The sequence below is a fragment of the Pontibacter sp. Tf4 genome, from assembly GCF_014212495.1.
Classification (GTDB): domain Bacteria; phylum Bacteroidota; class Bacteroidia; order Cytophagales; family Hymenobacteraceae; genus Pontibacter.
The window spans coordinates 1-26,132 of the sequence record NZ_JACKZC010000009.1; the positions used below are offsets into that span (position 1 = coordinate 1).

General features: G+C 47.9%; 22 protein-coding genes and 3 tRNA genes. 17 read left to right on the plus strand and 8 right to left on the minus strand.

Annotated elements, in window-relative coordinates; translation table 11 throughout:
• Positions 1 to 180 (plus strand): hypothetical protein (locus tag H7F15_RS19335; protein ID WP_221627094.1); only part of this gene is annotated, 180 nt, incomplete at its 5' end.
• A gap of 173 nt (positions 181 to 353) precedes the next feature.
• Here the strand turns inward: H7F15_RS19335 and H7F15_RS15030 are convergent.
• Positions 354 to 1,808 carry a tyrosine-type recombinase/integrase gene (locus H7F15_RS15030; protein ID WP_185197822.1) on the minus strand — a complete coding sequence of 485 codons (1,455 nt, stop codon included), beginning with the start codon at positions 1,806 to 1,808 and terminating at the stop codon, positions 354 to 356.
• 106 nt (positions 1,809 to 1,914) lie between these two features.
• Here H7F15_RS15030 and H7F15_RS15035 point away from each other — a divergent pair, with 106 nt between their 5' ends.
• Positions 1,915 to 2,295 carry a hypothetical protein gene (locus H7F15_RS15035; RefSeq protein WP_185197823.1) on the plus strand — a complete coding sequence of 127 codons (381 nt, stop codon included), beginning with the start codon at positions 1,915 to 1,917 and terminating at the stop codon, positions 2,293 to 2,295.
• A 158-nt stretch (positions 2,296 to 2,453) separates the two neighbouring features.
• Here the strand turns inward: H7F15_RS15035 and H7F15_RS15040 are convergent, their stop codons facing one another.
• Entirely contained in the window at positions 2,454 to 3,161 is a 708-nt protein-coding gene (locus tag H7F15_RS15040; RefSeq protein ID WP_255481270.1) for an SOS response-associated peptidase, read from the minus strand.
• A gap of 536 nt (positions 3,162 to 3,697) precedes the next feature.
• Positions 3,698 to 4,510 (minus strand): AraC family transcriptional regulator, encoded by an 813-nt coding sequence (locus tag H7F15_RS15045; protein WP_185197824.1) that lies wholly within the window; start codon positions 4,508 to 4,510, stop codon positions 3,698 to 3,700.
• Between the two features lie 325 nt (positions 4,511 to 4,835).
• On the opposite strand from H7F15_RS15045, the gene H7F15_RS15050 reads away from it, so the two are divergent.
• The 5 genes from H7F15_RS15050 to H7F15_RS15070 all read left to right on the plus strand — a co-directional run bounded on the left by H7F15_RS15050 (position 4,836) and on the right by H7F15_RS15070 (position 12,263).
• Positions 4,836 to 6,227 carry an alpha/beta fold hydrolase gene (locus H7F15_RS15050; protein ID WP_185197825.1) on the plus strand — a complete coding sequence of 464 codons (1,392 nt, stop codon included), beginning with the start codon at positions 4,836 to 4,838 and terminating at the stop codon, positions 6,225 to 6,227.
• Between the two features lie 615 nt (positions 6,228 to 6,842).
• Positions 6,843 to 8,045 (plus strand): C45 family peptidase, encoded by a 1,203-nt coding sequence (locus H7F15_RS15055; RefSeq protein ID WP_185197826.1) that lies wholly within the window; start codon positions 6,843 to 6,845, stop codon positions 8,043 to 8,045.
• 20 nt (positions 8,046 to 8,065) lie between these two features.
• Positions 8,066 to 9,232, plus strand: coding sequence for a serine hydrolase (locus H7F15_RS15060; protein ID WP_185197827.1), 1,167 nt, complete (start codon positions 8,066 to 8,068; stop codon positions 9,230 to 9,232).
• 112 nt (positions 9,233 to 9,344) lie between these two features.
• Positions 9,345 to 11,759: an outer membrane beta-barrel family protein gene (locus H7F15_RS15065; RefSeq protein WP_185197828.1), complete on the plus strand. Its 2,415-nt coding sequence runs from the start codon at positions 9,345 to 9,347 to the stop codon at positions 11,757 to 11,759.
• A 99-nt stretch (positions 11,760 to 11,858) separates the two neighbouring features.
• Entirely contained in the window at positions 11,859 to 12,263 is a 405-nt protein-coding gene (locus H7F15_RS15070; protein WP_221627095.1) for a nuclear transport factor 2 family protein, read from the plus strand.
• A 308-nt stretch (positions 12,264 to 12,571) separates the two neighbouring features.
• On the opposite strand, the gene H7F15_RS15075 is transcribed toward H7F15_RS15070, so the two are convergent.
• The 3 genes from H7F15_RS15075 to H7F15_RS15085 form a co-directional block, all read right to left on the minus strand.
• A tRNA-Arg gene (locus H7F15_RS15075) sits at positions 12,572 to 12,645 on the minus strand.
• A 65-nt stretch (positions 12,646 to 12,710) separates the two neighbouring features.
• Positions 12,711 to 12,784 (minus strand) — tRNA-Pro (locus tag H7F15_RS15080).
• Positions 12,785 to 12,895: 111 nt separating this feature from the next.
• Positions 12,896 to 12,982: transfer RNA gene (locus H7F15_RS15085), tRNA-Ser, on the minus strand.
• 307 nt (positions 12,983 to 13,289) lie between these two features.
• Between H7F15_RS15085 and H7F15_RS15090 the strand changes: the two genes are divergently transcribed.
• The 5 genes from H7F15_RS15090 to H7F15_RS15110 all read left to right on the plus strand — a co-directional run bounded on the left by H7F15_RS15090 (position 13,290) and on the right by H7F15_RS15110 (position 17,196).
• Positions 13,290 to 14,261, plus strand: coding sequence for a VWA domain-containing protein (locus H7F15_RS15090; protein WP_185197830.1), 972 nt, complete (start codon positions 13,290 to 13,292; stop codon positions 14,259 to 14,261).
• Positions 14,258 to 15,172: an aerotolerance protein gene (locus H7F15_RS15095; protein ID WP_185197831.1), complete on the plus strand. Its 915-nt coding sequence runs from the start codon at positions 14,258 to 14,260 to the stop codon at positions 15,170 to 15,172. Before H7F15_RS15090 ends, H7F15_RS15095 begins: the two co-directional genes overlap by 4 nt.
• A gap of 82 nt (positions 15,173 to 15,254) precedes the next feature.
• Positions 15,255 to 15,854 (plus strand): TetR/AcrR family transcriptional regulator, encoded by a 600-nt coding sequence (locus tag H7F15_RS15100; protein ID WP_185197832.1) that lies wholly within the window; start codon positions 15,255 to 15,257, stop codon positions 15,852 to 15,854.
• 50 nt (positions 15,855 to 15,904) lie between these two features.
• On the plus strand, positions 15,905 to 16,417 hold the full coding sequence (locus H7F15_RS15105) for a thioesterase family protein (protein ID WP_185197833.1): 513 nt from the start codon (positions 15,905 to 15,907) through the stop codon (positions 16,415 to 16,417).
• Positions 16,418 to 16,515: 98 nt separating this feature from the next.
• Entirely contained in the window at positions 16,516 to 17,196 is a 681-nt protein-coding gene (locus H7F15_RS15110) for an HD domain-containing protein (protein WP_255481271.1), read from the plus strand.
• Between the two features lie 67 nt (positions 17,197 to 17,263).
• On the opposite strand, the gene H7F15_RS15115 is transcribed toward H7F15_RS15110, so the two are convergent.
• A complete protein-coding gene (locus H7F15_RS15115; RefSeq protein WP_185197834.1) occupies positions 17,264 to 17,653 on the minus strand; it encodes a VOC family protein in 390 nt (129 codons plus the stop codon).
• 93 nt (positions 17,654 to 17,746) lie between these two features.
• Here H7F15_RS15115 and H7F15_RS15120 point away from each other — a divergent pair, with 93 nt between their 5' ends.
• A complete protein-coding gene (locus H7F15_RS15120; RefSeq protein WP_185197835.1) occupies positions 17,747 to 18,193 on the plus strand; it encodes a PaaI family thioesterase in 447 nt (148 codons plus the stop codon).
• Positions 18,194 to 18,475: 282 nt separating this feature from the next.
• Here the strand turns inward: H7F15_RS15120 and H7F15_RS15125 are convergent, their stop codons facing one another.
• Positions 18,476 to 21,346 carry a S9 family peptidase gene (locus tag H7F15_RS15125; protein ID WP_185197836.1) on the minus strand — a complete coding sequence of 957 codons (2,871 nt, stop codon included), beginning with the start codon at positions 21,344 to 21,346 and terminating at the stop codon, positions 18,476 to 18,478.
• Positions 21,347 to 21,678: 332 nt separating this feature from the next.
• On the opposite strand from H7F15_RS15125, the gene H7F15_RS15130 reads away from it, so the two are divergent.
• The 4 genes from H7F15_RS15130 to H7F15_RS15145 all read left to right on the plus strand — a co-directional run bounded on the left by H7F15_RS15130 (position 21,679) and on the right by H7F15_RS15145 (position 26,071).
• On the plus strand, positions 21,679 to 22,758 hold the full coding sequence (locus H7F15_RS15130; RefSeq protein WP_185197837.1) for an ATP-binding protein: 1,080 nt from the start codon (positions 21,679 to 21,681) through the stop codon (positions 22,756 to 22,758).
• Between the two features lie 123 nt (positions 22,759 to 22,881).
• A complete protein-coding gene (locus H7F15_RS15135; protein WP_185197838.1) occupies positions 22,882 to 24,066 on the plus strand; it encodes an acetyl-CoA C-acyltransferase in 1,185 nt (394 codons plus the stop codon).
• 125 nt (positions 24,067 to 24,191) lie between these two features.
• Positions 24,192 to 24,725, plus strand: a complete 534-nt coding sequence (locus H7F15_RS15140; RefSeq protein ID WP_185197839.1) for a HEAT repeat domain-containing protein — start codon at positions 24,192 to 24,194, stop codon at positions 24,723 to 24,725.
• A gap of 29 nt (positions 24,726 to 24,754) precedes the next feature.
• Positions 24,755 to 26,071, plus strand: coding sequence for a toxin-antitoxin system YwqK family antitoxin (locus tag H7F15_RS15145; protein ID WP_185197840.1), 1,317 nt, complete (start codon positions 24,755 to 24,757; stop codon positions 26,069 to 26,071).
• The last annotated feature ends 61 nt before the right edge of the window (positions 26,072 to 26,132 follow it).

Consider the following 26,132-nt stretch of genomic DNA (forward strand, 5'->3'; position numbering starts at 1 on the left):
CACCAAAGTCTTGCCTGGACGCTTCCGTCCGAAAGCCAGCTTTCTTCCGGCACCGCCGAAGCAAGACTTCTACTCAGAAACTGCTTTTCTTCCTTTGGCTCTTTTTCTGATCGTTGCCCGCCTTTAGTGGCCTTTGATGCCTTCCAGCCCTTAAAAAGCCTGAAAAGCGCACCACTTTAAAATCTGAAAATAAGCCCAATCACGGCCAACTATTGGATATACGACAACATACGCTTATCTGCACTATGTACGTAACTGCTTTTACCCATTCTGTCGCAGGTTTTGTTTCTGGATCTGGTATAAGTAGTTGCAGTACACATGTTGTTATATCGTTGAGCTAATATAGGTGTTTACTACAGATTATCCAACGGGCTGACAATTTTATCCAAGGCATGGGTGGTGATGTGGGTATAGATCTCGGTGGTCTTGCTGCTCCGATGCCCCAGCAGCACCTGGATGTAACGCAAATCCGTCCCCTGCTCCAGTAGATGCGTGGCAAAGGAATGCCGGAGCGTATGGGGCGTAGCAGGGGCTTTCACCCCAGCCTTTTCTTTACTTGCCCGAAATACGTTGCGGATGCTTTCCACCGTGTACTGCCCGCCTGTCTGCCCTTCAAAGAGCCACACCTTGGGCTTATACTGCTTATAATACGCTCGCAGGCTTTCCAACAGCTTTTGCGAGAGCAGCGTAGTGCGGTCTTTCTTACCCTTACCGCCACGGATCAATAGCAAATTTCTATCTGACTGCACATCGGTCAGTTTCAGGTTGATCACCTCCCCTATTCTTAGCCCGCCTGCATACAAGAGCTGCAGCAGGCAGCGGTGCTTCAAATTCTCTGTTACAGAAAGAATCTTCAATACATCCTGCTTGCTCAATACCTGTGGCAAGCGTTCTGGCTTTTCTGGCCGCTCCACTTGGTTTAACTGCACCTCATGCCGCAGCAGCACCCGCTGGTAATAAAACTTCACCGCATTGATACTCTGGTTGATAAAGGATACAGAATACGTGCCTGCCTGCACCATCTGGCGGTGGTAGTGGTTGATCTCTTCTTCTGAAAAGGCATGAATATGTTCCAGTCCCTTCTCTTTATAAGTGTTCAGAAAACGAAGCAGCAAAGCGTGATACGAGCGGATGGTGCTCAGGCTATAGTTAAGTAAAAACAACTTTTCAATATAGTTCAGCGGGCAAGCGATATACCCATCGCCTTTCAGGTAGCTTTGCTCCCAGAGTCTTGCCTGCAAAGCCATGTCTTTTACCTGCATCGTCTGAGCCAGCCACAGCTGGGCTACAGGTTCTACTTCTGTCAGCAGTGTGTGCATACTGCTACTTTCGGTAGGGATCACAAAGCACTGCATCTCTGATAGCCACACAGCTACCTTGCTTTGCTTCAGGCAAACATAGATATCTTTGTTGTAGGCGTAGCTGAGTTGTATATAAGCTTTGCCCTGATGCTCCAATGGCTGCAAACGGATTACTGGCTTTAGGGGCACTTTCTTTAGGGGTTCTGCCTGTAGTGTCTCTTCTTGCAAAATGATGGTGCCATGGGCAGGACGCAGGCGTTTGGGCTTATACAAATAACGGGTATCTACTTTGGCCAGCCCCTGAAAGTGCTGGTGCGTCATCTCAATGGCCTGATTTGTATGATGCATCACAAAGCACTTGTAGGTCTTGCTGAACTTAAGCCAAGCGGCTTCCTTTAAGCGTTTACTGATAAAAGGGTTAGGCTTAAACCACAGGCGAATGAATTTTTTACCTGCATGTTCCAGCGGGTTGAGGTAAATAACAGGTAAGGCGGACGGGTAAGACATAAGCACTGCACATAGAAGAAGGCTTAAAGGTAAAACCTTCTCTTGCCCTAGCCGTGTTATTACCCGAGTATAAACGGATATACTCGGGTAATAACACACGTAGTGTATGGAGCAAAGCAACAAATGCCTGCAGTGTGCAGCAACTATAATGGGCAGAAGCGACAAACGCTACTGTTCTGATCAATGCCGCTATCTGGCCAACAACAAAGCCAAGCGGCAGAGTCAGGGAGAAAAACGCATCCAGCAGGTCAACGCAGCCCTTCGGAAAAACCGCAGCATCTTAAAGCAGCTCAGCCCGCAGGGAAAGACCACCATCCCCCGACAGTATCTGGAGCTGGCAGGCTTTGACTTCCGCTACCTCACCCAACTTTACCGCACCCAGAAAGGAAATACCTATTCCCTATGTTATGATTATGGCTACCTGCTCCTGCCCGATGAGAAGGTGCTGATTGTGAATTGGCAGCCTTACATGGATGGGCTTAGCTAAGGGTAGCCGGTTTGCTGCCGTTTTGAGATATGCAAGTAAGTTATTACAGTTTTACCGCTACCACTAAGCTGCCACCTCATACGTAATACAATAGCACATACAGATTGTGTGGTTTCTTTTCAATTCGACTGAATGTAGCCGTTACAAGTTGTTACCCGCTAAAACAGGCTTCCCTGTTCAGGTGCCGGTAGCCAGAGAGCAGGTGTGTTATGGGCAACAGCATTTACCAAAGCCGAGACCGGATAGGCTTTCATTTCTTGGGCCGGAAAAGGCTGCAACAGTGTGTGTAACGTATGGTAACCTGCCTTTGTAGTCAGCCAGGCTTCTTCCTTTTCCGGAGTCAGTAGCACCGGCATCCGATCGTGTGTTGGCCTTACCAGCTCGTTAGCCTGCGTGGTGATGATGGTAAAGGTGTTCAATACCTGGCCGGTATGCTTATCCGCCCACGTATCCCAGAGTCCGGCAAACGAGACCAGTGCTTCGCTTTGGAGTAGAAAACGGTAAGGCACTTTGCCGGCCGCCGTATTACGCCATTCATAAAAGCTATTGGCGGGCACCAGGCACCGCTTGCTTGTGATTAGCGCCCGGAAGCTGGGCTTTTCCAGTAGCGTCTCTGCCCGCGCGTTGATGGGCGGCTTATTGCGTGGAGTTAGATCGGTAGACCAATGCGGAACCAGGCCCCAGGAAAAGAGCTGTAGCTGATCGGGTTTATCGCCTGTAACAACCGGTAACAGCTGCGGCGGGGCGGCATTGTACCGCGCTTCCAGTTGATACTTTTCAAGCAGCTGCGCTACGCGTGAAGCCTTATTATTTTTATCTTTTACCCTAATAGCTACCGAGTACCTGCCACACATAGAGTTCTTCATTTATTTAGCACTTTTTGCCCCTTCTTACATACCGCGTAATTGTGTGGTAAAAAAGGTTACAGGCAAAAGTACCGTAAGAATAATGGATACAAAACCGCTTTACTTCATGCATGTGTTTGCAAAGCTACCTTTGTGTAAAAGGCGCTGACCGTAAGCTGGTAACTATAAGTTACCGGAAACTGACACATTCCGCACACGCTAAAACTACTTAAAAAAAATTGTAAGGGTGATCAATAAAAACTTTTCTTTATAGTAGTTTACGGAAAGCCTATTCTTACGCGTAACATTATGCACTAAATCACCTGTTCTGAAAGTAGACAGTACGGATTCACAGCGCGGCGCTACTTAAATATCTAATTTCTAAAAGCCGGACACGATAGTGCCTGCAAAGAGTGCCGGCACAGTGTTAGTGATACCCGGCGGTGTATGATGCTACCTCTGCTAACCAGGACTGGCTTCTGAGGGAGTTTTCCTGCTAACAATACACAGCAGGAGAAACAGGCAATTTTTGACCGGATACAGGCTAAGTTAAGGCGTTAGAAAAGGACCTTGGATGGCGCTATACCTTTAATTTTTTTAAAGCTCTTACTAAAAGCTGCCAGATCGGTAAAGTTTAACTGTGTGGCAATATCAACCCATGAAAGGCCGTCCTTCTTCAATTCTATACTTTTATCAATGCGTTTTTTAAACAGGTAATTATAGGGGCTGTCACCAAAGCATTGTTTGAATAACCTGTAGAACCTGAATTCAGATAAGCAGCAGGCTTCGGCAACCTGCTTTATACTAAGATCTGAGAAAAGACTGTCGTCGAGTACTTCTTTACCGGTTAATAAGCGTCTGAACAATTCCTGGCGCGTAGATAATTTCGCTGTTTCGAGGCTATAGTAAGACTTTATAGTTTCTTCGCTGTTCTTCACAACCAGTGAGGTAAGTTCGTAAATCAGTTCGATGCCTGGCCTGTCAAGTGTTTGGGAAGCGGACGATGATATGATAAAGTTCAGTAGCTTCTGCATGGGCTTTTCAGCCACGGCCTCATTCACAAATAATTCCGGTGTTAGCAGGTACTGGGCAGTACTGTTATAGTTATCCAGGTCGTTCGGGTAAATGGTCTGTAGCAGTAAATCATTCACAAGCGCGGCATCAATATCCACACAAACAGCCCGGGTTATAGCATTTTTAATGGTAATATCGAACCTTGGTAAAGTTTCATTTACCAAAAGATACTTGCCGTTAGTAACGCTGAAACGTTTATCCTTCAGCCAGTAACTTTCCTCGCCCTGTGCCACAAACTTTATCCCCAGCCCCAGGGGCTTTATTTCATCTTCCAGTGAGGTAAGACAAGAGCTCATGATCCGGTTCTTACTTTTCCTTTCTTTTAATGCATGGTAATTTTTATCCGTTACATGCAAAACCTCGCAGCTATTGCTATAGCCTGAAGTACACTGCTTATAAGGATTTCCCTCCACTATTTCCATCTGTAATTGTATTTAAAGCCTAAATATAAAAACATATATCAGGAAAGATTATATAGCCGGCCCAACAGGAATAAAAAAGGCAGGATTTTACAAGTCTACCAATCGAAAAGCTTCTTCTTTTGTACTTTGATACATCGTGGCCTTTATTTTTCATGTTAACTGAAAACACAATCTTAACGCATAAACCAAGTCAATTTATATGAATACCTTTCTATCCTGTAACCTGGTCCAACTCGGCAGGTTACTTTTCATACTGGCTATACTTGTAGCCGGCCAGGCAGAAGCACAACAACTTAAACGCAAGGCCACACTCGGGCTACGCACTGCTATCCTTCCGGATTCGCTGGCCAGGGTGCATCAACTTAAATCAGGTATAGTTGTAACAAGGGTCAGCCCACATTCTACGGCAGAGGTACTGGGTATCAAGGAGGGCGATATTATACTTTCGGTAAACAAACAGGCGGTGCGAACTCCAGAAGATGTTGCCAGTGTAAACCAGCTGTTAACCCCAGGCCAAACTATAACTTCGCAGCTTTTGCGGGATGGTAAAAAGAAAAATATAAAAGGGAAAGTAGTTGCTAAACCTCTGGAGACAGCTGAAAAGGCCGATGTCGTTTATGACCAGGCGCCTTTCCGAAACGGACAGTTACGCACCATTACGTATACCCCAAAAACAGCCGGTAAACACCCGGCGATACTCTTTATACCTGGCTTTCCGTGCCAGTCAATTGACGATTATGGAACCTCTCCTTATAACCAGCTTATAAAAGGCTGGAGCGATCTAGGGTATGTGGTAATGCTGGTAGAAAAACCGGGTTTGGGCGATAACGTGAACACACCCTCCTGCTTCGATATTGACCTTTCCACAGAGATAGAAGCGTTTGAGCAGGGTCTGTTAAAACTAAAACAACTGCCGCAGGTAAACCCGGATAACGTTTTCATTTTTGGCCACTCGATGGGTGGAATCGTAGCACCCATCCTTAGCCAAAAACATAGCCTGAAGGGTGTTATGGTCTATGGCAGCCCTTACCGCCCGTGGTTTGAATTTGCAACAGAAATGTTCAGGTTCCAGGCACCCGCAACCGGTAAAGACTATGTAGCCCACGAAGAAACCATGCGCCAGATGCACCATGTAATGTACCGTTTCTTTGTACTGGGCCAGCACCCTGATACCATAGCCGCAGCAGATCCGGCTTATAAAAAGATCTTACAGGAAGAATTTCAGCACACGGGTGGCGATATGTTCTGGTCAAGGGATTACCGTTACTGGCAGGAAATTGACGAGCTAAACCTAACCAAAGCCTGGGCCGAAACCGACGAACAGGTGCTTTCTATCTGGGGCGAATATGACTTTGAGATCGTAAACGCTGAAGACCATAAACGGATTGTAGAAGTGGTAAACCATTATCACCCCGGCCACGCTACTTTCCTGACGATGCCTAAAACAAACCACTCGCTGATCCTTGTGCCGGGCATGGCCGAAGGTGTTGTCCAAATGAACAGGCGCGACCTGAACTATAACAAAGCTAACTTTAACAAAAACCTGATAACAGAAACGGACGCCTGGATGAAACGGGTGATGAAAAAATAAAGGTACTATAGCCCTTAAATCATAAACCCTGTTTGCGTTTGGTAGCGCAAACAGGGTTTACTTTTTGCTGATGATTCAAGAAGTTTATAAAGCTAAGTAACCAGCAAATGGCAACTTCTTGTTTGTGTACTTCAGTTTATACTTCCGGGTATAGCTTTTAACTTTACCGCCAAACGTCCGATGAGGTAATCATTGTTCCGGCCATTCATACCTGAAAGCTGCCTGCTGTCAGGTATAACTTTCCAGATTTTACGACTTCCTCATTCTTGTTCCCTACCTCAAGTAAAGCGGGGTGCTTAGGTGGCACTTGCTTCAGTTCGTATCGTTTCACTAGCGGCGCTTCCTCTTCATTTAACACCACCCTGTCACCCGTTAGGAAGTAAAGGAACATTGCTGTATAAATTTAGGAATTAACGGATCCGGAGTGTGGGCTTACGTATACACCTAACTGAGCTTGAACTTTCCAATAAATACCTGGAAGCCACAAAATTGGCAGGATTTTACAACTGCTGTCTGTTCCCTTTAAATTAGTTTTGATTCAACTGCCAATCCGCTTTAAAGGCAATCTATGCTTTGGTTTCACAGCATCACATATTATCTATATAAACTACAACTATGAGAAAAATTACCTTTTTACTCTTACTTTGTTGCGTGCTGGCAACAACTGCCGTGACATTTGCCGCTGGTAAACCGCAGAAAAAAGTACCGGTCCTTTCTTTAAGTGGCAATGCTTACCAGCGTGGTTTTCAGCACGGGGCTCAAATGCGGACTGCCATTGCCGAAGTATACAAAAAATGGAAAGCTTCGATAACTAAAGACACCGGTAAAGACCCTGATGCCGTGATCGCCGATTTCTTGCGTACCTCCGACTACAAAACTGCGATCCTAATGTATACGCCTGCGCTTTGGCAGGAAATACAGGGCATGGCGGCCGGCTCCGGTCAAACAGAAGAAGATGTGCTTGCCTTTCAGTTGATTGATGAATACTGGGGATACCTGGACCGCCTGAAAAATGGCTCCGTGGCAAAAGAGCATTGCAGTGCTATTGGCGTGGCAGCCACCAAATCCTCTCCTGCTTACATCGCCCAGAATATTGACATAGACTCGTTTATGCACGGCTACCAGGTACTCCTGCACATTGTAGCGTCAGAGGATGTGCCGGAGCAGTATATTATGTCGTGTGCCGGTTTCCTTGGTTTTGCCGGGATGAATAACGATGGGGTTGGCGTTGTCATTAACGCCTTAACCGACCTGAACAGTGAGCCGGAAGGCCTGCCAGTGGCCTTTGTAACAAGAGGAATACTTAACCAGAATTCCGGGGAAAAAGCGTTGGATTTTGTTAAAAATGTAAACCACGCCACCGGCCAGAACTACCTGATCGGCACCAACAATGAAGTTGTGAACCTGGAAGCATCTGCAACAACTGTCGTACCATTTTATCCAGTTGCAAGCAGGCATGTGGTGTATCATACCAACCACGCACTGGCAAACCACGATGTAAAACCCTGGAAGCAGGAATACCACGCCCGTATCCTGGCAGGCACCACACCGCATACCAACAGCCAGAAACGTTTTAAGGCACTGGAAACACGCCTGGCAAACCCGGAAACGATGCTTTCCCCGGAGGTAGTGCAGGCAACCCTGCGCTCGAAAGACGATCCACAGAGCCCGGTATGTGTTGCCTTTAACAAAAAAAACGCATCCTTTACATTCAGTTCCGTACTCTTCACCTTCGGCAGAAAACCATCGGTGCAGGTTACCTATGGTTCACCTGATAAAGCAGGCTACCACGAATACTTTTTCGAACAGATCATCTGATTCTAACCACTCTACTTACGATGAGAAGATTAACCCAGCTGCGCTTCGTTATCCTTATACTTTTCTGCTGCGCGTACCTGCCTGTACCGGCCCAGCAACCTGCAAAAACGGCGGAACTTACAAAGCGCCTGCAGGTAAAACTTGATTCCCTGCAAAAAGCCAATGGTTTCCCGGGAGCTACCTTCAGCATAGTATTGCCATCCGGGGAGCAGTTAACGATAGCTACCGGCCTTGCAGACTCTGTAAGCAACACCCCTATGCGACCTGATAACCGTATGTTTTCGGGAAGTAATGGCAAAACCCTGTTTGCTGCCTCCGCTATGGTGCTGGCAGAACAGGGCGTATTTAGCCTGGATGATAAGATCGAAAAGTATATCGGTAAAGAAGCATGGTTTAACAGAATTCCGAATGCCAGGAGTATAACCATGCGTATGCTCCTGAACCATACTTCAGGGATCGAAGAATACTATGAGCTGGGAGATTTTATGCATCGTTTGCAGGCCAACCATACCTGGACCCCGGTAGAAATCCTGGCGTATGTGTTTGACCGCAAACCCCTGTTTGAAGCCGGAACAGCCTTTGGCTACGCTGACACCAACTACATCCTTTTCGGCTATATCATCGAAAAAATCAGTGGAAAAAAAATGTATGACCTGGCAGATAAGTATGTAGTGAAACCATACCGGCTGAAAGCAACAGAACCATCTGTAAAAATGAAGTATAAAAACCTGGCAGTTGGCTACGTAAACCCAGATGGGCCCTTCCCGGTGAAAGGTGCCTTTGTAAAAGACGGGCAGCTTGCTTTAAACCCGCAGTTTGAATGGACAGGTGGTGGTTATGTTTCAAGTGCGGCAGACCTGGCAACCTGGGCTAAGGCATACTATAACCTTAAAAGTATTTCACCGGCTTTACGCGGGCAAATGCGCCAGGGCGTGGCTGCCAATACCGGCAAAGACCACCTGTATGGCTTAGGCATGCAGATCAGGCCGGGGGGTGCTGCGGGTATGGGCTACGGGCATAGCGGCTGGTTTCCGGGTTACCTGACGGATGCGGAATATTTCCCGGAGCTGGACCTGGCCATGGCTATACAGTTTAATACCGATAATTTCCGGTTACTGAAAAGAACACCACATGCTTACCTGCTGGATATGGCAAAAATCATTGCCCCTGTCCTGCAGAACCCATAGCGTGTAGCTCAGACCGGCACGCTATACTCCAATAAATATTTTCAGGAATAAAAAGTCGGGCACCGTTTACGCGGTGCCCTTCTATACCTATATCCAAACCACAACTTTATTTATGAAATTTCCGCTGCTGACCACGGGCCTCTGCTTGATACTTGCCACCAACACGTTTGCACAGCTAACAGGTACATTAAAAGATGAGAAAGGCACTGCCCTGTCCTACGCCAATGTAGCCGTACTGCTGCTACCTGATTCCACGGGCATAACCGGGGCCATGACCAGTGAAGCCGGTTCATTTTTAATTCCAACGCCAGCACCGGGCAACTATATCCTACGGATCAGCACAATAGGCTATACCCAACTTTACACCCCTGCCTTCCGGGTAGATGACAGCTCGTTCAAGAAAGACATTGGCATAGTTATTTTGAAAGAAGACGCAAGGGCACTGCGCGAGGTGACCGTTAGAACGACACGGCCCGTTATTACCGTTGAATCTGATAAAATGGTAGTGAGCGTGGCAGGAACGGCTTTAGCAGCAGGCAGCACTGCATTTGAAGTGCTGGAGAAAGCACCGGGTGTATTTGTAGATCAGGATGGCAATATTCAACTGAATGGAAAAGCGGGTGCAAACGTGCTGGTGGATGGCAGGCTCACTTATTTTACAGGAAAGGAATTGCAAAATTACCTGGAGGCCATATCTGCCGAAAACATAAAGGAGATTGAAGTGATCTCGAACCCGTCGGCAAAGTACGAAGCGGCCGGCAGTTCCGGTATCATCAATATTAAACTGAAACAAAACACCCGCCTGGGCCTGAATGGGAGTTTAAATGCCGGTTACCAGTATAACGGTGCCTCGGGGTACGCAGCGGGGATAAACCTGAACTATAAGGCAGGCTACTGGAATTCTTTTCTGAACCTGGACATGGCCGAGCGGCCGCGCCTGCGCGAAGGGGTCATGGTCCGGGAATTTCACGCCAATGGGGCCGATGCCCGTTTTCACCAGCTGCGCGATGAAACGTTAACAATGCACACTCCTGCCCTGCGTTTTGGTACCGATTATGACCTGAATCCACGCCATAGTCTGGGGGCTGTTTTGAGCCTGGGCATAAATACCATGGACCGCGCTTTTTACTCCGGCACCGACATGAATGACCGGAAAACCGGAAAACATACGTTTGTGGAAGCCGGTAACTTTAACGACAACCGCAGCACCAACCATGCTTTTAACCTGCACTACAATGGCCAGCTCGATACGGTTGGTACCACCCTGGCGCTAAGTATAGATTACATTCAGCTACAGAATAAAGCCAACGCCCGCTACGAAAACCAATACCGGAGCCTTAACGACAACACGATAACCGACGAGTTGCTGCGCACCTATAATCCCGGCTATTACCACATTTACTCCGCCAATGCCGACTATAGTATGAATGCCTCGCAAAAAGCAAAGCTGGAGGCAGGCCTGAAAGCAAGCTATGTGGTATCTGATAATGGGCTCAGTTTTTATGAAGTGAAAGGAGAACAGGAAGAGCTTGATGAGAACAGAAGCAACCATTACCGCTACACCGAAAGTATACTGGCAGGCTATATAAACCTGAACACCAACCTTAGTGATACATGGAAATTGCAGGCCGGCCTGCGCGGTGAACAGACCTTCGGCAAAGGCAAGCCGGAAGCTTCAGACGCCATCCGAAAGCGTTACCTGAACCTGTTCCCAAGCGTGTTTTTAACGCAGAAGGTAAGCCAGCAATACCAGGTAACCTATAGTTACAGCCGCCGCATCGACAGGCCAAATTACCGCTCGCTTAATCCTTTCATCTTTTACCAGGACCCTTATAGTTGGGCGGAAGGCAATCCCGATTTAAGACCGCAGTTTACCAGTGTTTTCCAGGTAAACCAGCTGTTGCACAACACCTATAGTTTGCAGCTTGGCTATGCGTACACAAAAGATTTCTTTGCAGAAGTGCCTGAGCAGAATTCAGAAGACAATACCACCGTCTACAAAGAACGAAATATTGATAAAGCCGAGAACTATAGTGCAACGCTTATTGCTCCTGTCAGGCTCCTATCGGGTTGGGATGTGAGCAACAACCTGGTGGCTGGTTACCAGAAAAACAAAATATTTTTAAAAGAGGAAGAATTACAAAACAGCCAGCTCTACTGGATGCTGCAATCTACCCACAACGTGTTGCTGCCCTGGGATCTGCAACTGCAGGCTACGGCCGGGTATAACTCCCCATCAAACCACGGCATTTACCAGTTAAAGCGACAATGGTGGCTGGATGCCGGACTCAAGAAATCGTTTATGAAAGATAAGCTGGATGTTACCCTGGGAGCCACCGACATTTTCAGGACAAGAGATATGCGCGGCGATGCCAGCTATAACGGCGATGTGTTCCGGTTTGTGAACTACTTTATGGTTAGAAGCATCAAACTGAACCTGCGGTACAACTTCCAGCACGGCCAGAATTTTAAAGCCCGCAACAGAAGTATAAAACTGGAGGAATTAAACCGCGCTGGCGGCCAGTAAAAGTATAAACTATAATTTTATCTATTCCCCTACCTCAACCTTCAAACGATGCTGAATAACGTGTTTAAACTAGTTCTTTGCCTCTTATGCAGCATTCCGGTGCTTGGGTTCGTCGGCAAGGCAAACCTAGAAGCAAAACAGGAAGTTGCCGCCTTTATGCAGCGGTATGTGGCAGCCACTAACTCGCATAACTTTGCCAATGTACAACCGCTGTTGCAACCCGGTGCTGTGTACTGGTTCAACAAAAAGGAGAGCAGGGGATTACCCGAAATAGAAGCAGGTTTTAACGAAAGCTGGAATTACCTGCCTGACGAAGTATACGGAATTGAGAACATTACATGGCTGTCAATAGACAAGCGCAGTGCTACCTGCATTTATATTTATACCTACCAGGGTACCCACAACGGGAAACCTGTACAGGGCAAAGGCCGCGGCACAACTATACTTGTAAAAGAGAATGGTAACTGGAGAATAGCACACGAGCATTTATCTATTCCCCAGTAAAAGGTCTTCAAGATGTTCACAAATTACCTATTCTGTATATCAGATAGTCACGCAAAATCTAATGAGTAAAGCATAGGCCTTCCAAGTACTCGCCACATTCAGGCAAAAACCGAACAAGTTGGTTAGCCCAGGACAACTAAAACCCTGCAAATGCTTCATTTGCAGGGTTTTAGTTGTTTTTGATAGTACTACCAGCAGAGAGTAGTGGTTTTCACCTTAGGGAACAATGGCCGGGAAGCTGTGTGCAAATTGTGTGCACATAAAAAAAGCACTTACAAGTTTTATCTTATAAGTGCTTGATTATCAGGTGATCCCGTTTGGATTCGAACCAAAGACCTACTGCTTAGAAGGCAGTTGCTCTATCCAGCTGAGCTACGAGACCATGGCTACAGTAATTACTGTTTCCTTTAAACAAAAAATTTCGGAATCTCTTCCGAAATTTTGTTGTCGGGGTGGCAGGATTCGAACCTACGACCTCCACATCCCAAATGTGGCGCGATACCGGGCTACGCTACACCCCGAACTATGCTTTCAACTCCGGAAGCGATTTGTGTCGCTGTTATTGTTGAACGCGGTGCAAAAGTAAGCGAAGTTTTTAAACTGTCAAAATATTTTTTAAAAATTTTCGCTTGCGGAGAAGGGGGGATTCGAACCCCCGGTACCGTTACCAGTACGGCAGTTTAGCAAACTGCTGGTTTAAGCCACTCACCCACCTCTCCGGGACTCTTTCTGCTAAAGAGACTGCAAACATACAATAAACTTATCCATGGCGCAATAGGCTGTGGCAAAATTTAACGCCCTTCCGGTCAAAAAAATTACCGGCTGCAGAACAACTATAGCCTAAGTTATTGATAGTAAATCTGCTTGATTGAGGCTGCGCTTCAAAACTTTTTCCCCCGATGATCAAAAAAAATCCTAAGGGGCGTTCTAAAGCCATGCATGGGCTGCAATTTGCAGCTGCTAAATGCTATATTTGTAACCAGCCTGCCTGCATTTAACCCAGTGCAGTGGCCTTTTAATACGAACATGACCTGGTACCAATCCCTTACGTTGCTCGAACTTTTATTCGGTGTGCTCTTCCTAGGGCTCTACATCGGCTATTTGTGGCGCGTGAGGCGCGTGGCACTTTTTTTCGGGCAGCGGCCGCACGGCATCTGGGTTAAGTTTGTGCTGCGCCACCTCTATCTTATCCTTATTGTTATCGCGATACTTGGCCCGAGCTTCGGCGCCATGAAAAAGGAGATCAAAACCATTGGCAAGGAAGTGTACATTGCCGTGGACCTTTCGGCGTCCATGAACGCCACAGATGTACAGCCCTCGCGGCTCGAAAAAGTAAAACAGGAAATACAGCGCCTCATTACCCGTTTTAATTCCGACCGCATAGGATTGATGATCTTCGGGAACGATGCCTACCTGCAAAGCCCGCTTACCTACGACCAGAACGCCCTGCAACTATATACCCGCACGCTGCAAACCGGCCTGCTGCCCTACTCCGGCACCAACTATGAGCCGGTGTTACAACTGGCCCGCGAAAAGTTCGGGCAATTAGGCAACAGTCCTTCTGCGGAGCAAAAAGCGAAAATACTGGTACTGATAAGCGACGGCGAGGATTTTGGGGAAAACGTAGAGCAGCTGGCCGAGCAGCTGAATGAACAACAGGTACGGGTCTTTACGCTTGGCGTAGGCACTACCAACGGTAGCCGCATACCAGTCGGTAACAACTATAAACGTGACCAGGAAGGCAACACTGTTATCACCAAACTGCAACCGGAGCCCCTTATGAAGCTGGCAGAGCTTACCAACGGGCAATATTTTGAAGTTAACGACCGCGTCAGTGAAGTCAGCAAACTCATTAATGCCATCAACAACATAGAAGGCGAGCTGCGCGAAAGCAAAACGATAGATGTTACAGCTAACAAGTACATCTATCCGCTTGCGCTGGCGCTTATCCTTATATTGCTGGATACCCTGCTAACTATAAAGATCGTGCGGATATGAAGGTGTGGATGGCCATATTGCTGTTGCTGGGCATACCGGGATCGGGTATAAAGACCATTTCCCGGATAAACGACTATGCCGACCGTGCTGCCAAAGCCTACAACCGCGAGCAGTATGCCGAAGCAATTACAGCATACGAAGTGCTCCTGAACGATATGGAAGTGCAGGACGACCAGATCCGACTGAACCTGGCACATGCCTACTATAATGCCGGTCTGCTGAGCCAGGCACGCGACCAGTACCGTTTGCTTGCCGATCATCCATCGGAGCATATCCGGTCGGTGGTGCATCTGCAGCTGGGCAATATTGCCGGTACTCACAAAAAGTATTTGCAGGCGCTTTCGATGTACCGCAACGCACTGCTGGCAGACCCCGAAAACGATGTGGCCCGTTATAACTACGAGCTCGTAAAAAAATACCTGGCCCTGCACCCCGAAAAAGCTGCCCAGGACAAGCCCGAACCTCAGCCGGAAGAAACGCAACTGCCACCACCCGCAGCCGAAGAACAGGAGTCGCAACCAAAGCAGAACCCGGATGCGAACGGCGACCAGGAAGCTGAAACAGAAACACCACAACCCGACCCGGCCGGAAAGCCACAGGGCCAGGGTGGCAACGGCCAGCAACCCCAGGACAAGCAAAAGGAAGAGGCAGCAGGCAACGACCCGGGCCAGACCAAGGGTCAGCAGTTTGACGACCAGCATACACAACAGCCAAACGAACGGACCAGCAGCGACAATGCAGCATCCGGCGACGACCGTGCCCGCACCGAATCAAACTATAAGCAGGTAAACATCAGCCCTGAAAAAGCACGCATGCTGCTGAATGCCATGCGCGATGCAGAACTACAATACCTGCAGCAACTGCCTAAAAAAGCCCAAAGCAAACCCGATAAAAGCAAACCCGACTGGTAAGCAGCTGCTCAACTATAGTTTTCTCAACTTTTATTTTGAAATAAAAAACCAATCGGTTTATTTTGGAGTATAGAAGCAAACTATGGAAGCCCTGACCAAAGCCGAACGCACACGCCAGTACATTATTGAACAGGCATCGCATCTCTTCAACCAAAGGGGGTATGCGGGTACGTCGTTACAGGATATTATGGCGGCTACCAAACTGACCAAAGGCGGAATTTACGGACACTTCGAGAGCAAGGAAGAAATTGCCCTTGCTGCTTTTGAGCACGCATCCGGCCGCATACTGCAGTTGCTGGCGCAAACTATAAGCCAGCACCAGACGGCGGTAGCCAAGATCGAAGCCTTGCTGGAGTTCTACAGAAATTACCTTATTTCGCCGCCTATAACAGGTGGCTGCCCTGTTTTAAACACCTCTGTGGAAGCTGATGACACCAACCCGTTGCTGCGTGCCAGCGTGGTAAAAGTGCTGAACAAAATGCACCGCGCCCTGCAGAACATTGTACAGCAAGGCATACAGGACGGAGAATTTAAAGCTACTGTTAATGCAGAGCAGTTTGCTATACTTTTTGTGAGCATGATAGAGGGCGGTGTAATGGTATCGAAAGCATACGGAAAGCCGCTTTACCTGCACACCATCCTGAAACAACTGCAACTGATGACAGAAGAAATGAAAGCTTAATTTTTTTAACCTAAAATAAACCAAACGGTCTTTTTTAAAATTTTTCAACTATGAACGAAACTACCTTACCCAAGTACCTGGAAAGCCAGGCGCTGATCCGCTTTGAAGATTGCGACCCTTTCGGACACCTGAATAACGGCCGCTACACCGATTATTTCCTGAATGCCCGCGAAGACCAGCTACGCGACAACTATAACCTGGACATTTACCGCCACATGCATACTGCCGGCAAAGCCTGGGTGGTAGCTACCAACCAGATGGCGTACCTGCGCGAGGCAAAGCTGATGGAAAAAGTAACGATCCGTACCTGCCTGCGCTGGTTCACCGAATCAGACATCCTGATGGAAGCACTGATGCTGGACAAAAAGACCGGAACTATAAAATCGGTGGCCTGGATGCGCTTTAGCTATGTGGATGTAAAACAGGGCCGGAAAGTGCCCCACGAAGAACATTTGCTCAATTTATTCGGGCAGGTGGCTATACTTGGCGAAGGCCGTGATACGTTAATGTTTGAGGAGCGGGTAAAAGAACTGCGCCAGGCAGCTGCGCCGGTGGCAGGCTGAGGCCGGAAAATTTCTGAAATTTATTCGCACCTGCTTGCAACCATCTGCCTGTTTAGCGGCTCTCCTAACTATAGCAATTAAACTATAGTTGCAAACCGTTGTCTAACGTAGCATCGTCATTCACGCTTACGCGCCTGTCTTTTATGGAAAGAGAACTTAAGAACATACTGGAAGTGCTTACCCTTGCCGAGCGACTAAAATCAGAACTTCGCCACAGCTGGTTATCAGACGGGCGGCAGGAAAGTGTAGCAGAGCATACCTGGCGCATGGCGCTGATGGCTGTGTTGCTGGAACCTTACCTGGATGAGGAAGTAGACACGGCGCACCTCCTGAAGATGATCCTGATCCATGACCTGGTAGAGATTGAAGCAGGCGATATGCCCGCCTTTACCGTGCTGACCGAAGAAGCAAAAGCCCTGAAGCATCAGAAAGAGCTACAGGCCATCGAAAATCTTCGCGAAAAACTGGGCGTAGGCATCGGGCAGCATATTTACGAACTATGGCAGGAATTTGAAGCCCGCGAAACCTACGAGGCCAAAGTTGCCAACGCACTGGATAAGCTGGAAGTACGCCTGCAGCATAACCACGCCGACATCAAAACCTGGCTGGAAGTAGAACAGGAGAACGTTTTTAAAATGGGCGACCACACCGCATTCGACTCGTGCCTGGACCAGTTAAAAGACCTGATACAGGAACAAGGCGTGCAAAAAATGGAAAATGCCGGCATTTCAACTACCAAAGTACTGGCCCGGATCGCCTCACAAAATGCACTGGCATAAGCGAACATACATACAAACAGGTGAATTTCAGAAAGCGTTGGTAGCAATACCGGCGCTTTTCTGTTTTCTATAGTTTGATGTCGGGAGTATGAGCCACTTCCAGCACAAATCCGTTGGGATCACGGAAATCTACGGTATAGTAGCTGGCATCGTACTGTGGCATTTCCTGCGGCCCGCGGATAACATCGGCACCTATAGTTTGCAGCCACTCCCCTACCTGGTTCACAACGTCGCGGCTGGTGGCATGGAAACAGATGTGCCGCACACCCAAACTATCGCAAAAAGCAACCGGCATCTCTTTAAAATAAATTTCATGGCGGCCACAACTATAGGAAGTTCGCGTCAGCTCATACCAGCCGATCATCGGGAAAAGTTTGCTGTAAAAAGCCAGCGATTGCTCCAGGTCTTTTACCCAGAACTCGATGTGATTGATGCCCGGTCCGTAAGGGTGTTCCATAGTTCTATAGTTTGAGATAGCGCCGGAAAATTAAGGAAAGTAAAGCGAATTGCTGTAGATTACCGTCTGGTTTTATTCTTACCCACTTTACTTATGGAAACCACGCAGCACTACCGCCAGCTCGAGAAACTATACCACAGTGCCCGCATTCAGCAATTTATAGCAGGCAGCCAGTTAACCGTACAACACCAGACTGCCGAAATAACCTTGCCGGTAAAGCCAGACTATAGCCACGGAGCCAATGCCATGCACGGCGCTTTATACTTTAAACTGCTGGATGATGCCGCCTATTTTGCCGTGGCTTCGGTGGTGCAGGATGTGTTCATCGTTACCTCTTCGTTCCAGATAAACCTGGTACGCCCTGTTACCGGCGGAACTATAAAAGCCGTTGGCAAAGTAAGAACGATAGGCAAAAACCTGTTTGTAGCAGAAAGCACCCTTTACAACGACGAAGGCAAAGAAGTAGCCTTCGGCACCGGCCAGTTCATGAAAACAACCCAGCCACTCAGCAGCCTGCAAGGCTATAGTTTGGGAAGTTAGTGAAGTAAGAAGTTAGAGGTAAGAGGTAAGAGGTAAGAGGTAAGAACTTGACGCTGCACTCGCTCGCCTCCTGCAAGTGTGAGCTACCCGCGGACTCCGGCCGCTTTATAACTTATGCTACAACTATAGTTCAAACCTCACCAAACACTTAATTGAACACCACGAAAAACTAAAAGAAACCCGACCTCACAGTGTCTCCAAGACCTGTGAGCGTATTACCATAAACAAAAACGGGAAGCAAGAATAAACCTGCTCCCCGTTTTTTTATGAATCAAACTATAGTTACTCTGTAGCCTGACCTGCAACTTCAGGTTGTGGCTCGGGCTCTATCAGTTCAAAGCCATAGTTCTTCCCTTTCTGTATAGAAGGTACTCCCTGCTTCATCCAGACTGGCATTGGGGCACCTTTCAGGTAATAATCAAAGAACTGCGACATACGCACCGACAGGTCCTTGCGGTTTTTGCGCTGCATCAGGTTATGATCTTCACCGTTGTATACCAGCATCCAAACCGGTTTGTTCAGGCGGCGGAGCGCCATAAAATACTCAATTCCCTGATACCACGGCACAGCACCGTCCTGGTCGTTGTGCATAATGAGCAGTGGCGTTTCCACACGGTCAGCAAAGAACAGCGGCGAGTTCTCGATAAACTGCATCGGTTTTTCCCACAGCGTACCACCAATGCGACTCTGCGTTTTCTCGTACTGGAACTGGCGGCTCAGGCCTGTACCCCAACGGATACCACCGTAGGCACTCGTCATGTTTGATACCGGTGCACCTGCCATAGCTGCTTTAAACAGGTTGGTTTTAGTAACCATGTAAGCGATCTGGTAACCACCCCAGCTCTGGCCTTGCAGCGCCATGTTCTTTTCATCCACGTAGCCCTGCATCACCAGTTTCTGCACGCCCGGTATAATGCAGTCCATAGCGCTCTCGCCCGGGTAGCCGTTTTTGTACACAATATCCGGCACAAATACCAGGTAGCCGTTGCTCACAAAATAAGAGATATTAACCGTAGAGGCACTTGGCGCAGGTGTTTTGTGGCTGTGCAGCCCGTCCGAAGAACGCTCGTAGAAATACACGATCATCGGGTACTTTTTGGTCGCATCAAAGTTCTCCGGCTTGTACAGCAAACCTTCCAGCGGAATACCATCAGTCGATTTCCAGTTTACCAGCTCCACTGTGCCCCACAGGTAATCTTTCATTTGCGGGTTGGCGTTGCTAAGTTGCGTAGGCTTGGCAAAATCAGCTATAGTTGTATGCAGGTCCGGGTACTCCTGGAAAGAGCCTCTGCGGAATGTAAAACGATCCTCATTTTTCGCCTTGTTTAACCGTGAGTAGCTATTGGCTGTCATCACCAGTTTTTCAGGCTGTGCTTCTTTGCTCACATAGTCGCGGAAGTAGCCACCGGATTTATCGGTATTGTTAAAGGCGCTCAGGTATAGCGTTGCATTGGCAGGAATAAACTTCTGATCTTCGTCCAACTGCTCATAACGGAAGGTCAGTTTGTTCTTGCGGCCATAGTTGTCGGTTAGGTTTACCGGTGCTTTTTTACCGCTTGGGTCCAGTTTCCAGATGTCGTACTTGTCATACACCAGCAGGTAGCTGTCGTTTTCTACCCAACCGGCAAAATCGTAAGAGCCTGGCAGGGCCGGTACGTCGTTGGTCTCATCGTAAAACGGCAGGCCGATGCGCTTTGTCAGGTTCAGGTTTTTACCGTTTTTGGTAGCAAATGTATGCCAGCTGCTGTCGGTTGGCTCGTACCAGTACACATAGTTACCCAACGGCGACAGGCGCGGATAGCCTCGTGTTTCGTTCAGTACCTGCTTGAGGGTGCCTTTTTTCAGATCGATCAGGTAGGCATCTTTGCGGGTCGGGGTGTCGTAACCTATCGTTATTTTATACTTTTCATCGCTCACACCAAGCGCCACATCGCCTTGTCCGTATGCGTCCAGGTATACATCCGGCATATCCAGGGTGGCCAGCTGCTGCATTTTTTTGCCTTTCAGCTCATACATGGCCAGGAACGACTGCTTCAGGTCGCGGTCTTTGTTCTTTAGCTGCATCGGCTGAATGAGCGGATCTTTGTACGTCCAGATATCCAGGTTTACTTTGTCTTCTTCCAGTTGGGTGGTATCTTTTTCGTAGCGCGTCGGGCGCGGGAAGGTTCCGAAGAAAAGGCGCTTTCCATCTTCCGAGAAACGCAGTCTGCCATGCTCGCTCACCATCCAGGCTTTCGGCATTCCGGCGCTGGCTGTATCGGCAAGTATAGTTTTGCGGTTGTCTTTTTTAGTCCAGTGGTGCAGGGCATAATAGCGGATCTCAGCTTCCAGGGTATCGTTGGTAGCCACAAATGCCAGCTGTTCGCCTGCTTTGTCCGGTGTTAAGCCCTTGTAAGTAACTTTGCCCGTGTCAACCGGTATCACTTTCAGGTCGGCTATAGTTACAGCATATACGCCGGCTTTATGCAGCGAGTCCAGCTCATCTTTCACAAAGTAGAGCATGTTGCCTTTCTCCGAAAAAGTATAGTCTATCACGCGGTCGTAGCGCTGCTCCTGGCCGGTTTGCAGGTTGCGTAGTACCAGTTCGGTACCGTTGTACTTCCTGTTCTTCTTCAGTGGCTTTTTAGCTTCCGCTTTCTTTTCTTCGCCTTCAGCTTTCTTCTCTTTCTTAGCAGGAAGCTCTTTCTCGAGGTGGTAAGCTACCCAGTTATTGCCTTCTTTCGGCAGCTGGTACGATTTTACGCGTGGTATCTTAACCACGTTCATGCTCTCGAGCATCACAATTGCCAGCGAGTCTTTTGGCAGGTCGTCGCCTTTCTTCTTTTTAAGCTTCAGGGCGCGCACTTTCTGGTACTCCGGCTTTATTTCGAACACAGCATAGCGGCTATCGTTTGTGAAAGCTGCTTTTGTGCCACGCGCAAACGTGGTGAGCTTGTTGTTTACAAGGTCGCGCATCAGCAGTTCGCCATCACCTTCCTGCGGGTTCACGCTAAACAGTACGTATTTTCCGTTATTGGAAATCTTCTCGCCGTCAACGCCTTTCCAGCTGTCGTACACGTCGTGGGTGAGCGGTTTTTTAGCTGGCTGCTGTTGTGCCTGCGCCTGCAAAAGGCCCATGCTACCCAGCACCGCCAGGTATAAAAATTTCTTCATCCTTTGGTTAAAATAGGTTAGTAAACTATAGTTGTTCAGTTGTTGGTTATTAAAGATAGGGAAAAGCGTAAAAGGTTTAAAACTTACCACCGGTTATGCCTAAATCCATCTATAGTTTATACCTGACATTTATAAAGTATAATAACCTTCACCTCAAGACCGGAGTGTGTGGCAACGGTTCAGGCACCAGCTTTGTAGCCGCTTAAGTATAAACCTCATAATCAGCTTCATCACGTAATAAATTATCCTTATAGTAAGGATGCAGGCAGTAACAAACTTCACCTTTACATAGTAAATAACGCCTGACTATTACTGCCTGCAAATCTGAATAAATGGAAAAACCGACCGAGAAAACAGCAGCTCACAAGAGGGTGATCGAGCTGAACGACGAACTGGAAAACTATTTCAGCAATACTATAATTCCACAGTTGTTTGTAGATGCCGATCTGATCGTGCGTAAGTTTACCCCGGCTGCCATGTCGCACTTTAAACTATCTGAGGACGACCTGGGCAGGCATGTAAGCGATGTAGCCAATAACATCCGTTTCCCTACCATACTGGAAAATATACAGGAGGTCATAACCAACAAACAAGGTATTGTAAAGGATATTCAGACAACGGACAAGGTATGGTACCAGATGAATATTCTGCCTTACATCATCCGGAAGGAGAACCGCACTAATGGTGTTATCATCACGTTTGTTGACATCAACGACCGCATCAAAATTCTGAATGGCTACGAACGGCTTAACCGTAGCTACGAGAACATCATCCACTCCATATCCCACGACATAAAAGGCCCGCTATCGAATATAGATGGGTTGGTAAATGTATTGCGTGAGAAACAGGACAATGAAGAAGAGAAAACAAAAATACTCGACATGCTGAGTAAATCAGTAGCTCACCTTCGCAAAACTATAAACGACCTGGCTGATATAAAGGAAAGCGACACAGACTTTGCCAAAGGAGAAGAGCTTCTTAATTTCGAGAACATAGTAGAAGATGCCAAGTTGGCCCTGAAAGGTAAAATAGCCGAAACCGATGCACAAATTGAGACCGACATAGGCGTTACGCAGGTAAAACTATCCAGAAGAAACATCAGGAGCATATTGTATAACCTGCTGAGCAACGCCATTAAATATAATTCAGCTGCACCACCTAAGATCCTGATCAGAACCTGGAAATCCGGCGACAAAATAGTACTGGCAATAACCGACAATGGCATAGGCATACCCCCGGACAAAAGGGAGACCATTTTTGAGCGTAATACCCGCGTAAACACGCATGTAGAAGGTACCGGCATGGGCCTGTTTATAGTTAAGCGCATGGTAGAGGACATGGATGGCAGCATTGAAGTTGACAGCGAAGTAGGAAAAGGCTCTACCTTTACTATTTATTTCAGAAATCAGTAGTAATGCGCAGCATAGCTATTTATAGTTTGTAAGAGCCGGGACTACTTTCTCTGCCTAACGTCCGTTTGGTTTTAAGCATAAATCCTGATAATTTCACACTACAAAATCAATCCTTACAAAATCATGCAAGTTAAAGAAGTATATATTATCTCGGCGGTTCGTACGCCAATTGGCAGCTTCGGCGGTGTGCTGTCCAGCCTGAGCGCTACACAACTGGGTGCAGCTGCCATTAAAGGTGCTGTAGAGCGTGCCGGTATTGATAAAAAAGAAGTGCAGGAAGTGATCATGGGTAACGTGATCTCGGCTAACGTAGGTCAGGCTCCTGCGCGCCAGGCAGCTATTTTTGCAGGTCTGGGCCACGAGGTGGAGTGTACTACCGTAAACAAAGTTTGTGCATCAGGCTCTAAAGCCGTAATGTTTGCAGCGCAGGCCATTATGCTGGGTCACAAGGACGTAATTGTGGCAGGTGGTATGGAAAGCATGAGCAACGTGCCTTATTACCTGGACAAAGCCCGTTTCGGTGCGAAGTTAGGTCACGGCCAAATGACGGACGGCTTGCTGCGCGATGGTCTGTGGGATGTTTATAACGACTTCCATATGGGTAACGCTGCCGAAAACACTGCCCGCGAAATGAAGATCACCCGCGAAATGCAGGATGAGTACGCCATTGGCTCCTATAAAAAATCAGCTGCCGCTGCCGAAGCCGGTTTCCTGAAAGACGAAATTGTGCCTGTGGAAGTACCACAGCGTGGCAAAGATCCGCTTGTGATCACAGAAGACGAAGAATATAAAAAAGTTAGCTTCGATAAGATACCTGGCCTGAAGCCGGTATTTGATAAAGCCGGTACAGTAACAGCTGCAAACGCATCTACGCTGAATGATGGTGCCGCAGCCCTGGTACTGATGAGCAAAGAAAAAGCAGAAGAACTGGGCGTGAAGCCGATCGCTAAGATCCGTGGCTTTGCCGATGCCGAGCAGGACCCGATCTGGTTCACGACTACGCCATCGCTGGCCATTCCGAAAGCGCTTAAAAATGCCGGCGTATCTGCCGAAGAAGTTGACTTCTACGAGATCAACGAGGCGTTCTCGGTGGTATCTATCGCCAACAACCAGAAACTTGGCCTGGAAGGTGGCAACGTAAACGTGTATGGTGGTGCGGTATCGCTTGGTCACCCGCTGGGTGCTTCCGGTGCCCGTATCCTGGTAACACTTTGCAACGTGCTGGATAAAAAAGGTGGCAAAATTGGTGTTACCGGTATCTGCAACGGCGGTGGCGGTGCATCTTCCATCGTGATCGAAAAAGTATAAATTGCTGCAAGGCATACCATTTGCAGGAAGCCTTACGTTATCGCGTAGGGCTTCTTTTTTATAGGCACAGCTGCATTTTAAACTGTTTCCTATAGTTTTAGTGTTGATCTATTTTACAGAAACAAATGTTATTGCAAACCGAGTTAGCTAAGTTCTGGAGCTGGGCAGGCATGACGCCCGAAACTTATAACGAAGAGCGTGGCTTAGGCGAATGGGAAACAGCGTACCCGGGCTGGGACGCCCTTTACAAAGCGGCTGTTGAAGCACTGGAGCAACTCAATACCGGGTTTAACCACGACCTGGCACAGCAATTGGTATATGCCCTTGCTATTGATAACGAACAGCAGGTAATCCTTCAGAAAGTTGAAGAACTGCTGGAATCCAAGCTCAGGTTCGTGAAAAAGGCCATTAACTCCGATCAGCCGCAGGCACGCTGGCAGGCGGCCGAGCTGCTTGGCCGCTCTGAAGTGGAGGACCGCGAAAAACTGCTGGCAAACCTGATAAACCGCGATGCAGACAAGTATGTAAAGCGGCGCGCCCTGATGAGCCTGAGCAAGGTAAACCATGCAACGGCGCTTGAGTTTGCCAAAGGGTTTGTAAAAGACCCGGACCCGTTTCTGAAATTAGTAGCAAAAGAGATCATCAAACAGAAAGTATAAGTTTATACTTGCTAACCTTGTAAATACCTATGCCTAAGTTGCTTTCACTCTTAGCAGTTATGTTGGTTGCAGGCACTGCTGCATCGGCGCAAACCCGTAAGGTTGTAACCCATTACCAGAACGAGCCCGGCGCTGTAAAGGAAGTCTATTTTATGAAGCCCGACTCTACTATAGTTGGCTATTACAAACGCTACTACCCTACCGGCGAGCGCGAGGTATTCGCCAAATTTGTGGAAGGCAAAAAGGACAGTGTTTTCACGGAGTACTATAAAAATGGCAACCCAAGAATTAAGGTAACCTATAAACTGGACGTGAAGCAGGGCCCGTTCCTGGCCTATCACCCCGATGGCCGCCTGATGCAGGAAGGCCAGTACGAAAACGACCAGCAAAGCAATGTTTTTAAAACCTTTTACGATGACGGAAAGCTGCGCAAGGAAACCAACTTCGTGAATGGCTACCCCGAAGGGCTGATGAAAGAGTTTTACCCGGATGGCAAAGTAAAGTCGGAGCTGTACTATAAGGATAGAAAGCAGAGCGGCCCGGCCAAAACCTACTACCCGAACGGCCAGCTCGAAACGGATGCCAACTATAGAGCGGGTATGCTGGAAGGCTCGTACAAAACCTACTTTGAGAACGGACAGCTGCAGCAGGAAGTGAACAACGTGGCCGGCCAGAAACACGGCACTTTTAAAAGCTATTACCCGGATGGCAAACTGAGTACGGAAGGTGGTTTTAGTGCCGGCAAAATGAGCGGACCAAGCAAATCTTATTACCGCAACGGCCAGCTGCGCAGCACTATAAACTATAAGAACGGCGAGCCCAACGGCTTAACACAGCACTTTTATGAGGACGGCACCCTGCGCGAACAGGGCAACTATAGCAACAACGGCGCCGACAGCAAAGTAACCACTTACTACCCCAGCGGTAACATAAAGGCCGAAGAAGAATTTAAGAACAAACTACAGCAGGGCAACTGGAAAACCTACTTCGATGGTCCGGGCAAAAGAGTAAGTACCAGCGAGGTGTTCGACAAAGGCAAACTGCAGGGCGAGCGCGTGGCGTATCATGAAAATGGCCAGATCCGGTCGAAGGCTACCTACCAGAACGGCAAAGTAATAGGCTATAGCTACGAATATTACCCTGATGGCAAGGTAAAGACCGAAACCGCCTATAAAGACGGCAAAAAGACAGGCGACTATAAAACCTATTTCGAAAACGGTAAGCCGCAAACAGAAGGCCGCTTTGCCACCGACCGCCGGGTAGGCACCTGGAAGTATTACAACGAAGATGGCAAAGTAATTAAGACAGAAACCTACCGCAATGGTGTGGTAGTGGAAACCAAATAACAAACTATTTTACAACAAAAAAGCACTACCATTATATGAGCAGTGCTTTTTTGTTGTAAAA

Excerpts from the sequence above, each read along its gene's own strand:
- H7F15_RS15090 (WP_185197830.1), top strand. The coding sequence starts at position 13,290 with ATGACCTGGTACCAATCCCTTACGTTGCTCGAACTTTTATTCGGTGTG.
- H7F15_RS15145 (WP_185197840.1), top strand. The coding sequence starts at position 24,755 with ATGCCTAAGTTGCTTTCACTCTTAGCAGTTATGTTGGTTGCAGGCACT.
- H7F15_RS15055 (WP_185197826.1), top strand. The coding sequence starts at position 6,843 with ATGAGAAAAATTACCTTTTTACTCTTACTTTGTTGCGTGCTGGCAACA.
- H7F15_RS15050 (WP_185197825.1), top strand. The coding sequence starts at position 4,836 with ATGAATACCTTTCTATCCTGTAACCTGGTCCAACTCGGCAGGTTACTT.
- H7F15_RS15060 (WP_185197827.1), top strand. The coding sequence starts at position 8,066 with ATGAGAAGATTAACCCAGCTGCGCTTCGTTATCCTTATACTTTTCTGC.
- H7F15_RS15100 (WP_185197832.1), top strand. The coding sequence starts at position 15,255 with ATGGAAGCCCTGACCAAAGCCGAACGCACACGCCAGTACATTATTGAA.
- H7F15_RS15135 (WP_185197838.1), top strand. The coding sequence starts at position 22,882 with ATGCAAGTTAAAGAAGTATATATTATCTCGGCGGTTCGTACGCCAATT.
- H7F15_RS15065 (WP_185197828.1), top strand. The coding sequence starts at position 9,345 with ATGAAATTTCCGCTGCTGACCACGGGCCTCTGCTTGATACTTGCCACC.
- H7F15_RS15030 (WP_185197822.1), bottom strand. The coding sequence starts at position 1,808 with ATGTCTTACCCGTCCGCCTTACCTGTTATTTACCTCAACCCGCTGGAA.
- H7F15_RS15045 (WP_185197824.1), bottom strand. The coding sequence starts at position 4,510 with ATGAGCTCTTGTCTTACCTCACTGGAAGATGAAATAAAGCCCCTGGGG.
- H7F15_RS15140 (WP_185197839.1), top strand. The coding sequence starts at position 24,192 with ATGTTATTGCAAACCGAGTTAGCTAAGTTCTGGAGCTGGGCAGGCATG.
- H7F15_RS15040 (WP_255481270.1), bottom strand. The coding sequence starts at position 3,161 with ATGAAGAACTCTATGTGTGGCAGGTACTCGGTAGCTATTAGGGTAAAA.
- H7F15_RS15125 (WP_185197836.1), bottom strand. The coding sequence starts at position 21,346 with ATGAAGAAATTTTTATACCTGGCGGTGCTGGGTAGCATGGGCCTTTTG.
- H7F15_RS15120 (WP_185197835.1), top strand. The coding sequence starts at position 17,747 with ATGGAAACCACGCAGCACTACCGCCAGCTCGAGAAACTATACCACAGT.
- H7F15_RS15130 (WP_185197837.1), top strand. The coding sequence starts at position 21,679 with ATGGAAAAACCGACCGAGAAAACAGCAGCTCACAAGAGGGTGATCGAG.
- H7F15_RS15105 (WP_185197833.1), top strand. The coding sequence starts at position 15,905 with ATGAACGAAACTACCTTACCCAAGTACCTGGAAAGCCAGGCGCTGATC.
- H7F15_RS15115 (WP_185197834.1), bottom strand. The coding sequence starts at position 17,653 with ATGGAACACCCTTACGGACCGGGCATCAATCACATCGAGTTCTGGGTA.
- H7F15_RS15095 (WP_185197831.1), top strand. The coding sequence starts at position 14,258 with ATGAAGGTGTGGATGGCCATATTGCTGTTGCTGGGCATACCGGGATCG.
- H7F15_RS15035 (WP_185197823.1), top strand. The coding sequence starts at position 1,915 with ATGGAGCAAAGCAACAAATGCCTGCAGTGTGCAGCAACTATAATGGGC.